Here is a 12127-nt window from a genome sequence, read left to right on the forward strand (position 1 = left end):
TTGTTTATGGATGTTTACGGTTTAACCAAAGAGCTGGTCCTACTGGTGGGAGAATTTAAAAAGGAGCAGCAGGAAGGGAAAAATGACTTAAATACCTTTTTGGACTGGCTGGATTCCAGAAGAAATCAAAATTCGGAAACACAAACCTATTCCATCACCGGACATAGTATTGAAGCTGAGTTGGCGGCCTATATAGGTCGATTAAGCCGGTACTCCAATTCATACATTAAAATGACCTTGGAAGGATTGCCCTTTTCCACAGATATGGATTTTAAATTTACTGTAATCCTCGATGGAGCGCGGCAGGTTGGCAAGACCGATCTGATCCGGATGTTGGCCTACGACAAATCTACAGGAATGGGTGTCATCCGCCGACTTTTGGAAAAGGGGATTATCGAGGAATTTCCTAATCCGGACGACAAAAGAGGAAAACTTTTGCGGTTGACGGATGATGGGAAAAATGCCATTCAATTGGGATATCAAAAGGTAGGCCGGGCAGCGAATTTGGTAGCCCGGAATTTGAATCAGAAGGAGAAACAAAAACTATTGTATTTACTTAAAAAACTGGATGATTTCCATTATCCTATTTATCTAAATGAGACTCAGGATCAGTATCTGTAATAAGGTGTTTGATACAAATTTGGGAGTGGATTTACCTCAATGCTTTTTTAAAGGAGTGCCAACCTTCTGAAAAGAAGAAGTACATTTTATTCAATAATACCAAAAGCCAAAACTTTCATTCTGGCTTTTTGGTGTGCTTGATGTTAGATACTGCATACCTATTTAAAGGATACACAGGCGTTACCCTGGAACCTCCAGTTCACAACTAAATCATTTTGGTCTGCCGTAAATGTGGTCTTGCAATAATAACTTTCCTTGCGCTGCTCAATCTGGTCCAGCCATTCATTGTATCGGGTGGTTACATAACCATCACTGGTGTAGAGCCAGGTGTACATGATATTCCCATTGGGCATGGTATATACATCTATCGGCGGCCCCCAGGAACTGATCAGGTTATTTACATTGGATCCCTGCCAGGACTTTACGCGATTGGCGTAGTTCTTTTTAGATATACATGAGCTTGTAAACAGGGCAACAAACAGCACTAAAACGGTTTTGGTGATCTTCGTTTTCATCATACTAGGTTTTAGTGATTAATAGGCCAGGTTTACTACTTCACAGCTGGAGACATCCAGAGATTTTTCATCCAGTTGGGTAGACCGAACCATACATCGCTCTCCTGAACAACTGGTTACTATCAGTCTTACTACAATATTGGGTGATCCGGCCGGAATATCTATGCTGGCCTTTTCACCCGGTGGTACCGAAATATCTCCCGGAGTATTAGATCCTATACGGACGGGGTTAATGTAAAGATGTAAATTGCCTTCAGTTCTTTTGTTCTCAAGGGCAATAGTACCTATGTTGTCTTCTTCACAGGCTTCGGTGCTTTCGCAGGACGCGGAAAGGGTTAAAATGAATAAAACGAATAACGGAAATCGTATTTTAAGCGTTTTCATAATACAGGTTTTGCGGATGAAACTTAGTTTTCTGGAGTTGCTTGCAACCGGTTTTGTCTGCAGCCAGAACCAGTGCAAGGCTCCACAAAACATGTGCGTCAAACTAATGACGAGACAAACCTAGATGATGAAAATCGGGTATAAAAAAAACGAGGGGTGACAAAGGGGTGACAAGCTGAGAAGGCCTTTTTTTATGGACGTTTCAAAGCTTCTCCAGATCTGAAACGATAGGCCTAAATCGAAATAATCAGGGCTTCCAGGGATTCTTCAGGGGTAATATCCAGTTTCTTTCTCAGGCGATTTCGGGCCTTTTTTACGCCTGCAAGCGAGATGTTGAGAATATTGGCTATCTCCTTGGAAGACATGTTCATCTTGATCAATGCCATAAAGCGGAGCTCATTCTTGGTGACTTCAGGATACCGGGTTTTAACGTTGCCCGCAAAGTCTTTATGGACCTGTTCAAAATAGCGGGTAAAACTTTCCCAGTTCTTGTCGTCATGCTGATCGAAGTTTATGGTCTGGATCAATTGCTGGTATCCCTGGCCACTACCTTCCGAGGCCTTTAATGCTTTGGCCTTTTGTTTTAAGCCCTCCAGCACCTCATTCTTTTTGGCCAGATGTAGGGCGTGTGTGGTCAATTCTTTTTTCTTGAATGCCAATTCGGCATCCAGCTTTTCTCTTTCTAATTGGCTTCGCTTAATTTTTTGCCGGTATCCGTAAAAGCCAAACCCTATCACCAGCAGTGATAATCCTAAGCCTCCTCCCAGTAGTAGTTTCTGTAGCTTGCTAATTTCCGCCTGCTGTCCTAAGAGCTCAATTTCGTTTTCCTGCAGTACGATCTGTTGCTCCTTTCTTTCGGTATCATAAATGGTACGCAATTCCTCTATTTGTTTAGATTTTTCAAGATTCAGAATAGAGTCGTGAATTTTAGTATAGGCTTTATAATTGTCTAATTCAAGCACGGGTTGGTTTAATTTAGCAAAGGCTAGTGACTTTTGATAGTAGCTGATCTCCAAGTTTCGGGGAGATTGGATTTCATTGGCAATCGCTATGGCTTTATCAAACAGCGGAATGGCATTGTCAGGTTGATTATCCTTACTGTAAGCGATTCCCATGTCGTTGAGGATCTCACATTCCTTAAAACGATATTCAAGCTGCTGTACAATTTTAAGTCCCTTTGTAAAGCAGGTCAGGGCTTTGTCTGTCTGGTTATTTTCGGAATATACTTTTCCCATATTCCCAAGTGTGGTAGCCTGTAGTGCTTTGGCATTTATTTCCTCAGAATGTTCTAAGCTCCGTTCAAAGTGTTCCAGAGCTTCCCGGTACTCCTTTAAATAATAATGAACATTACCAATATCGTTCAGGGCCTGGGCAGAATAATACAGATCGTTGTTGGCCTCATAGATCTCCAGTGCCTCTTTGTTGTACTTTATACTATTTTCAAAATTATTGAGTGAAGATTCTATACTGGCCAATACCCCCAAAGCATCTGCCTTCCTGATCTCATCATCAAATTTGTTATATATATCCAGGGCGGCCATACATTCCTTAAGCGCGATATTAAACTTTCCCTGATTGATATAAATAGAAGCGCGGAATGAATGAGTAGAAGCCAGACTGGAAGAATCAACGGGAGTGGTTTTGAAAAAAGCCAGAGTCTCGTCCAGCAACTCCAGTGCCTCATCATAATTACCCTGGTCATATGCTAAAATTGCCAGCCCGTCAAGCGCATTCGCCCTTGTTTTTTCGTCCTTTACCTTCTCCTGTAATTTTAGCGACTGCCGATAATAGGTTCTGGCCGAATCTACATTATTCGAATTCGTAAAACACACCCCTATATGATAAAGGCCTAGCGCTTCTCCCCTATCATAGTTGATCTTTCTGGAAAGCGATAGCATTTCTTCCGCGTATTTCTTCGCCAGGTCCGGATCCTGATACAAAAAGGTGGTGAATAATGTACTTAAAGTTTTTACTTTTTCAATACCCTCTGGTTGATTGGCATAAACCTCTAACAGACTATCGATCTTCTGGTTCTTTTGGGCCGTCATTGGGATGGTTACCACTAATAAAGTAGCACAGCAAAATAAAGCGGTCAAGGCTTTCATACCTGGTTGGTTTGTCCTTTAAAAATAGGCAATTAAACCAAGATTTATAGAAGGAAAAACCTTGCAGCATTATGGCCATGTTCAAATACAACTTACCTAAGAAGATACTACTAAACAGAAGCGCTATTTTATAAGGTATGGCCTTCTCTTCTAATCCCTTCCGCTTTCCTATGCCAATTTTAGTGGTTGTAAAAGGCAAATCTCCCTAGCTGATTGGTCCTAATATCAATGCCTCCTCCCCTTTTTGTAAAAGCTCACAACTTTTAGAAAAACTGTTCTCTTCCAGGCTAATTTTAAACTTCAAATCAGATTCGTCCGCAGTGGAATCTAAGGGTAACCATCTATAGGGCAAATCCAATTCCATTTCCTTGGGGTCAAGCAGTCGCATAATGGCATACTGTCCTTTTTGATGTTCAAAGCCCTCGGGCTTTTCAAAGCTCAACTCTAAATTTTTATCATCCAGTTTTTTCGATGCCATGAGCTTCACCACTCGTTCGTCCTTGTATTTTTCCCTATCACATTGAGACCAGATCTTGTCTTTATTCATTTGCAATGCTGCCAAAAATCCCGCCATTATGCTGCCCTCAAATCCGCCTCCGGGGAAGGCCCAGGCCGAAGCAAAATACAAGTTGGGTATCAGAAAGTTGTTTCTAAATCGCCTGGAAGCGGTTAATTCTAAAGTTTGGGCAAAACCATAAACCGACCCGCTGGGGTTAGAGGTATATCGCTTGATGGTCTTTGGCGTGGAGACCTCATAATATTCTATGCTTTCCCCTATTCCCGGGAACTTCTCTTCCAAACGACGCAATAGGATCTGAGCCACTTTTTCCTTTTTAGACTTGTACTCTTCATCGCTCAGACCTTCCCAATTCTTTAGATAAGCTACACAGCAGATAACACCTTCAGATTTCTCTGATGGTGCAAGCCCGGAGTCGACTTTGTCATAATCGACAAAGATGAAGCTGCGTTTATTCCAGTCGCCTAGCTGGTTGGGATGCACATCCTTTAGGCTTTTTACATCTTCACCCTGGACAAAATTTGAATAGTATTTTACACCAAATTGAGCTACTTTTTGCTTAAAGCCCAAATACATGCATAATAGCGAAGTAGAATTGGGGTGTGGATCTATCTTTCCCCTGAGTGTGCTGGCGTAGGGCTCATCCAACAAGGCTGGTACTGTGGGTATGGCACAATTGGCCACTACATTATCGCTCTTAATGGTAATGGACTGCCCATTTGTGCTGAGACTATCGCGAAATGTGACTCCTGTGACCTTACCATTTTCGGTATTGATTTTCTCCACCTTTTTGCCCAATAGTACGGTACCTCCGTGTTCTTCAATATATTCTGCCAGATGATCCGAAAGCTTTTGTGAACCTCCCTTTATAAAGTATCCTCCGCTCTCGATAAAGCCGGCAAAGGGTAAACCAAAATAAAACATGGACAAGGTATTAGGGTCATCTCCCCAGTAAGCAATATGTGCTACGAGGTCCAGTTTGGTGTTTTCATTTTTGATGTACTTGTTTAGCCATGAGGCAACCGTATGTTTAGTTGCCGTTACCAGGTTTGGATAAAGCAAGGGCATTAGCGGATAGATCAATTTCCTAACAAAAGGATTGCCAGGCAAGCTGTGTGCTTCCTTTCTAATACCCGCAATCAATTTCATGAATTTCTTAATGCCCTTTTCCTCTTCAGGATATTTGTCGATAAGCGCCTTGGTCGCCGCTTCGAAACCGTGCGGAAAAACAAAGTCTTCTTTATCCGATAACACCCCGTAAAACTCCGGCACTTGCTCAAAATGAACGTTTTTGTCTACCTCCAGCATTTTAAAGACTCTCCTTAAGTTGCCGCCCTCAACCATGCCGCTCATTTCATGTAGTCCGACTTCAATGATGAAATCTCCACGCTTAAACGTAGTTGCACAACCGCCTGGCTTATGGTGTTGTTCTAACAACAGTACTTTCTTTCCAAATTTTGAGAGGGTGGCCCCTGCGGTAAGCCCGGCTAAGCCACCTCCGATGATAATAGTATTGTATTTCATGATAAGGTAGTTTAATCGTAAATTCTAAGGACAGGTATTTTCGGTTTGAATCCGGGGGTTGTCCGGAAGGAGAATTCAAAGAAGTGGTGCGAACTTTCCTGTGATATGCTAATGATAGGACGAAAGTACTACCGAACGATATATTTTAACATGATGAAAATCATATTGTTACCATTTTATCGAAAGCTGTTTGGCGATAGTCTGAATGCCTATATTTCGTGAAGTTGTTTAGGAAGATAAGTTGTATCCATAAAAGGGTTCGGGTTTCATGATTTCTTTACCTGGAAATAAAACCAGCCCACCCGAACGTTGGCCTTGCCAATTGGCAACAGCCGTTCGGTATGGGTGGAAAGAATAGTATGTTTAAATCCCTAAGTATTGATTAAAAAACCTCAGAAAGCAATTGCTGCAGGCTTGCCCAGGATTTTTGGTCGGCTTCCTCATCATAAGCCAGAGGCAGCTCAAACTTTGCAGCGTTGGCATCCGCGGCCTTAGAAGTAAAGCTGTGCTTAACACCAGGGTAAGAGATATATTCATAGGAAGCTCCGATAGAATCCATGGCCGACTTAAATGCCTCAACAGACTCAGCACTTACAAAAGGATCGTCAGCACCGTTGCATACCAGCACACGGGCCTTTAGATCTTTAGTGGGCATAACCGGCAGAGCAACACCACTGTGGAAAGCGGCGACCGCGTCCAGATCAGAACCGCTATTGGCCATGGTCAAAGCCACGCTTCCGCCAAAACAGTATCCGATGGCTGCTATTTTATCGCCATCAACAGATTCGTGCTGCTTTAGCAACTCCATTGCGGCATTGAAACGCGCCGTAGCCTCTGGCAAATTGGAGAATACACTCATTGCAAATTTTCCCGCATCATCCGGATGGTCTGCTTGCTTGCCATCACCGTACATATCCACGGCTAACGCAGTATAGCCAAGATCCGCTAACATATCTGCACGCTCCCTCACATAATCATTATGTCCCCACCATTCATGAACAATTAATATTCCAGGACGTTTTTCCGTGTTATTCTCATCATAGGCTATATAACCTTTGAGGTTCGTAGAATCTGTGGCATAGGAAACTTCCGAACCTGTAACTTTTACAGCTAAGGGTTCCGGCTTTGCTTCAGCGGGCTTTTTTTCTTTGCAGGAAAAGCCAATTATAAGGGCCAAAATTAGGATGGATGTAGAGAGTCGTTTCATTTTAATAGGATTTTGATCCTATAAATTTAGTAATTGCCTGCTTAAGGTTACATGTTGAACAACTTAAATTGGAATACAAAGAAAATTATCTTAAGGTATTCCTGAAAAAGAAAGCGACATCCAATGCAGAATCAAAGCCTTATTTAAATTATTGCTAAAATCGTAGACCTCTTCTAATACTTCGTCCAACTAAACTGAATAGACCTCATTTATCGGTTCAAATAAACGATTCCCTGAACCGCTGGTCTGCTGCGGTCCCCGAAGTCTATCATATAGTAGTACACTCCGTAGGGTAGTTTGGCGTCTCCCATGGTAATGCTTTGGCCGGCAGCGCTGCCATCCCAGTCCGGTGTCCCCGCGTCTCCCTGGTATACCAGGGTGCCATTTTGGTCATAGATCGCCATGGTATAATTGGGATAATCACGCCTCAGCCAGCTAATGGAAAAAGTATCGTTGACCCCATCGCCGTTTGGTGAGAATCCCCTGTTGCCTACCTCCGGCAATCCTGCAAAGTCCTTACTGTCTATTTTATCGCTGTTCGTTACGGATCCTGATCCGCCCAGATCCGGTGGCCCATTAAGATCATTGCTGTTGGTACCATCGCCATTCGGATTCTGTACAAACAAACGTTCCGGGGGCCCGATTCCACTACAGTCCTTACTGTCTCCAACAATATTGAAGCTCAGCGTGGCACGTTCGGTTTCGGCGTTGCAGTAGGACAGTCCGGAGGCACCAATGGTGGGGGTGTTGGTAAAGCCCTGGTTGTACCAACCGATGAGCGTTTTGTCCCAGTTGGCAACCGAGAGCCCACTGTCATTGAGCATTTGAATGCCGTCTGTCAACTGCCCCAAATCCCACGCCCCAAGTTCTTGATTAAAGGCACTTGCGTTATTAAACATCCAGCTCATATCGGTCACCTTGCTGGTGTTCCAGGAACCAATGTTCTGGTTAAAAGCGCTTGCGCCATAAAACATCCAGCTCATATCGGTCACCTTGCTGGTGTTCCAGGAACCAATGTTCTGGTTAAAAGCGCTTGCTCCATAGAACATGTAGCTCAAATCATTCACACTACTGGTGTTCCAGGAACCTATGTCGTGGTTAAAAGCGGTTGCACTATTGAACGTGCCACTCATATCGGTCACACTACTGGTGTTCCAGGAACCTATGTCCTGGTTAAAGGCACTCGCACCACTGAACATATTTCTCATATTGGTCACACTGCTGGTGTTCCAGGAACTAATGTCCTGGTTAAAAGCGGTTGCACCATTGAACGTGCCACCCATATTGGTCACACTACTGGTGTTCCAGGAACTAATGTCCTGGTTAAAAGCCTTGGCACCATTGAACATGCTACCCATATCGGTCACGCTACTGGTGTCCCAGGAACTGATGTCCTGGTCAAAGCTTCTGGCGACACCAAACATATGACTCATAATGGTCACGCTACTGGTGTCCCAGGAACCGATGTCCTGGTCAAAGGCAGTAGCACTCCAAAACATGCTGGTCATATCAGCAACCTTGCTTACGTTCCAGAAACCGATATCCTGGTTAAAGGCGGTTGCACTTTTGAACATGCTACCCATATCGGTAACCCTACTTGTGTCCCACGAACCAATGTCTTGGTCAAAGGTATGGGCGCTAAAAAACATGCTTCCCATGTTGGTAACCATGCTTGTATTCCAGGCACTTATGTCTTGGTCAAAAGAGTTTGCATAAGCAAACATCCCCTCCATATTGGTAACCATGCTTGTATTCCATGCACTGATGTCCTGGTTAAAGGAGGTTGCAATAAAGAACATGGAGCTCATATCGGTCACACTGGCCGTATTCCAACTGGAGAAGCCTGACATCCCCGTAAGGGAGGTACAATTTCTAAACATCTGGTTCATACTGGTCACGCCGCTCAAGTCGGGGGCGTCGCTCGCCTTAACGTCCAGATTGATACAGCCACTGAATGCACTCACCATGGTGTTCCAGGATATAGACTTACCCCATTGGTCTACCGAGAGGATCTTGGCCTTATCGTTGTCATTGTAGAATTGAAACTGTATTTGGCTTAAGGTTCCAGTACCGGAAACGGCATTGCGAAGGGCCACTTGTATTTCCCCGGCCGTATGGCCGTATGTGGTCACATCTATGGTAGTGGTTCCCGTCTGGTCCAATAGGTCATAGGTGCCATCATTGCCCAGATCCACATCGTAGGTCCCTGTGGCGGGGATGGTAATGGAGTTGCTGTTGGAGGTGCCGGATTTGGTCGTATCCCAGGTGGTGACAAAAGTTGCGGCGTCTAACACGGTCACCGTGGAGGTGCAGCTGTTTGTATTGCCGTTGGGATCGGTCACTGTAAGGGTTACGGTGTTCGCACCCAGGTCGGAGGTTGAAAAACTACTGTTGGACAGACTTAGTGTGACGTCCCCGCAGGCATCGCTGGAATTGTTATCCACAAGATCAGTGGTCAGGGTGGCCGTACCGCCCGTACCCAGTGGGAGTGTCACCGCTGCCTTACATTGTGCCGTTGGCGTGGTGGTCTCTGCACTGTCTCCAGTGATGTTGAGGGTCAGTGCAGCACGCTCGGTACCAGCCGTACAGTAAACCAGCCCGGAGGCACCGATGGTGGTAGTGTTGGTAAAGCCCTGGTTGTACCAACCGATCAGCGTGGCATCCCAGTTGGCAACAGAGAGCCCACTTCTGTTGAGCATGAAGCTGCCTTCAGTCACCAGCCCAAGGTCCCAATCCCCCAGGTTCTGATCAAACGCCGTTGCATCCTGGAACATATAGCTCATATCGGTTACGCTGCTTGTGTTCCAGGAACCGATATCCTGATCAAACGCCGTTGCATCCTGGAACATATGGCTCATATCGGTTACGCTGCTTGTGTTCCAGGAACCGATATCCTGATCAAAGGCACTTGCGCCAGAAAACATCCAGTCCATATCAGTCACGCTGCTGGTGTTCCACAAATTGATGTCCTGGTTAAAGGAGCTTGCACCAATGAACATCCTACCCATATCGGTCACGCTGCTGGTATTCCATAAACTGATGTCCTGGTCAAAGTTGCTCGCACCGCCAAACATGTAGCTCATATCGGTCACGCTGATCGTGTTCCAGGAACCAATGTCTTGGTTAAAAGCAGTTGTGTTAGAAAACATTTGGCTCATATCTGTCACTTTGGCTGTGTTCCAGGAATCGATATTCTGGTTAAAGACCCATGCGGCGGTAAACATAGCGTCCATTTTGGCCACATTACCGGTGTCCCAGGAATTAATGCTCTGATTGAAAGTCTTTGCAGAATGAAACATGCCGCTCATATCTGTCACTTTGGCCGTGTTCCAGGAACCGATGTCCTGGTTAAAGACCCATGCGTTATAAAACATAGCATTCATAGTGGTAACGTTCTTGGTATTCCAGGCACCAATATCCCCGTTAAAGGCGTTCGCTCCATAGAAGAGGTAGCTCATATTGGTCACGCCGCTTGTATTCCAGTTAGAGAAACCCGTCAATCCCGTAAGTGAGGTACAGTTTGCAAACATCGTATGCATACTGGTTAAACCGCTTAGGTCTGGGGCGTCGGTGGCCTTGACGTCTAAATTCGCACAGTCGTAGAATGCATACTCCATACCGCTCCAGGAGATACTGCTACCCCATTGGTCTACGGAAAGCAACTTATCATTATCGCCAGAATTGAGAAAATATATCCTGCTCAGGGTCCCGTTCCCTGAGGCGGCATTGCGAATGGCCACTTGTATCTCCCCGGCCGTAAGACTATACGTGGTGACATCTATGGTAGTGGTTCCGGTCTGGTCCAATAAATCATAGGTTCCATCATTGCCCAGGTCCACATCATAAGTCCCTGTCAAAGGTAGGGTAATGGAGTTCGAATCGGATGTACCTGATTTGGTCGTGTCCCAGGTGGTGACAAAATTCGTGGGATCCTCCACAGTCACCGTGGTCGTACAGGTTTTTGTGGTGGTGCCGTCGGTAACCGTTAGGGTCACTGAGTTTGCACCAAGATCCGTGGTCATAAAACTGCTCTTCGACAGGCTTAGGGAGACGCTTCCGCAGTTATCGTTGGAACCATTGTCCACAAGGGAGGTATCCAGGGTAGCCGTACCGTTGGGGCTCAATTGGAGCGATACTGCCGTCTTGCAAATGGCTGTAGGAGCGGTGGTATCGTTAACCGTTATGGTCTGGGTAACATCCGTACTGTTCCCTGCCTCATCGGTAACCCTGTAGGTCCGGGTTAAGGTTTCAGGGTTGCTCTTGCCATCACTTACATCACTTACAAAGGTGACTGTCGGGCTTGCGGTACAGTTGTCGGCCTCATCGGTTACTACCGTAATGTCCGTAGCTGGGACACATTGTACACTTACCGCTGCCGGATTGCTGGCGGTAGGGGCGGTGGTATCCTCTACGGTGATCGTTTGGGTGACATCCGTACTGTTCCCCGCCTCATCAGTCACCCTATAGGTCCGGGTGATGGTTTCAGGGTTGCTGTTACCATCACTTACATCACTTACAAAGGTGACTGTCGGGCTGGCGGTACAGTTATCCGCTTCATCGGTTACTACTGCAATATCCGAAGTAGGGACATTGGAGGAGCACTGTACGCTTACCGCTGCCGGGTTGCTGGCTGTAGGGGCGGTGGTATCGTTTACGGTGATGGTCTGGGTGACATCCGTACTGTTCCCCGCCTCATCAGTCACCCTATAGGTGCGGGTGATCACCTCAGGGTTGCTCTTGCCATCACTTACATCACTTACAAAGGTGACCGTTGGGCTGGCGGTACAGTTGTCGGCCTCATCGGTCACCACCGCAATGTCCGTGGCAGGGACATTGGAGGTGCATTGTACACTTACCGCTGCCGGATTGCTGGCCGTAGGAGCGGTCGTATCCTCTACGGTTATGGTCTGGGTGACATCCGTACTGTTCCCCGCCCCATCCTTCACCCTATAGGTGCGGGTAATCGTTTCAGGATTGCTTTTCCCATCACTGACATCACTTACAAAAGTTACTGTTGGTGTGCCGCAATTATCGGCCTCATCGGTCACTACCGCAATGTTGGATGCAGGAGCACTACACTGGGCACTGATCGCTGCCGGATTGCTGGCTGTAGGAGCGGTGGTATCGTTTATGGTAATGGTCTGGGTGACATCCGTACTGTTGCCCGCGGCATCCGTCACTCTATAGGTGCGGGTGATCACTTCTGGGTTGCTTTTCCCATCGCTTACATCACTTATAAATGTAACTGTTGGTG

At 45.8% G+C, this 12127-nt stretch carries 7 protein-coding genes; 1 reads left to right on the top strand and 6 read right to left on the bottom strand.

All coding sequences use genetic code 11. The annotated features are described in order from the left end of the window. Positions 1–6: 6 nt before the first annotated feature. Entirely contained in the window at positions 7–621 is a 615-nt protein-coding gene (locus tag GTQ38_RS17135) for a winged helix DNA-binding protein (protein WP_161436772.1), read from the top strand. A gap of 158 nt (positions 622–779) precedes the next feature. On the opposite strand, the gene GTQ38_RS17140 is transcribed toward GTQ38_RS17135, so the two are convergent. The 6 genes from GTQ38_RS17140 to GTQ38_RS17165 form a co-directional block, all read right to left on the bottom strand. After that, positions 780–1139 carry a hypothetical protein gene (locus GTQ38_RS17140; RefSeq protein ID WP_161436773.1) on the bottom strand — a complete coding sequence of 120 codons (360 nt, stop codon included), beginning with the start codon at positions 1137–1139 and terminating at the stop codon, positions 780–782. Between the two features lie 15 nt (positions 1140–1154). After that, positions 1155–1520 (bottom strand): hypothetical protein, encoded by a 366-nt coding sequence (locus GTQ38_RS17145; RefSeq protein ID WP_161436774.1) that lies wholly within the window; start codon positions 1518–1520, stop codon positions 1155–1157. A gap of 233 nt (positions 1521–1753) precedes the next feature. Beyond that, positions 1754–3625, bottom strand: a complete 1872-nt coding sequence (locus GTQ38_RS17150) for a tetratricopeptide repeat protein (RefSeq protein WP_161436775.1) — start codon at positions 3623–3625, stop codon at positions 1754–1756. Between the two features lie 205 nt (positions 3626–3830). Beyond that, positions 3831–5666: a phytoene desaturase family protein gene (locus GTQ38_RS17155; RefSeq protein WP_161436776.1), complete on the bottom strand. Its 1836-nt coding sequence runs from the start codon at positions 5664–5666 to the stop codon at positions 3831–3833. Positions 5667–6048: 382 nt separating this feature from the next. Further along, positions 6049–6873 (bottom strand): dienelactone hydrolase family protein, encoded by an 825-nt coding sequence (locus GTQ38_RS17160; protein ID WP_161436777.1) that lies wholly within the window; start codon positions 6871–6873, stop codon positions 6049–6051. A 209-nt stretch (positions 6874–7082) separates the two neighbouring features. Beyond that, positions 7083–12127, bottom strand: a 5045-nt coding sequence (locus GTQ38_RS17165; RefSeq protein ID WP_161436778.1) for a BspA family leucine-rich repeat surface protein, incomplete at its 5' end; no start/stop codon positions are given.

Origin of the sequence: Poritiphilus flavus (assembly GCF_009901585.1) — a bacterium.
Lineage (GTDB): Bacteria > Bacteroidota > Bacteroidia > Flavobacteriales > Flavobacteriaceae > Poritiphilus > Poritiphilus flavus.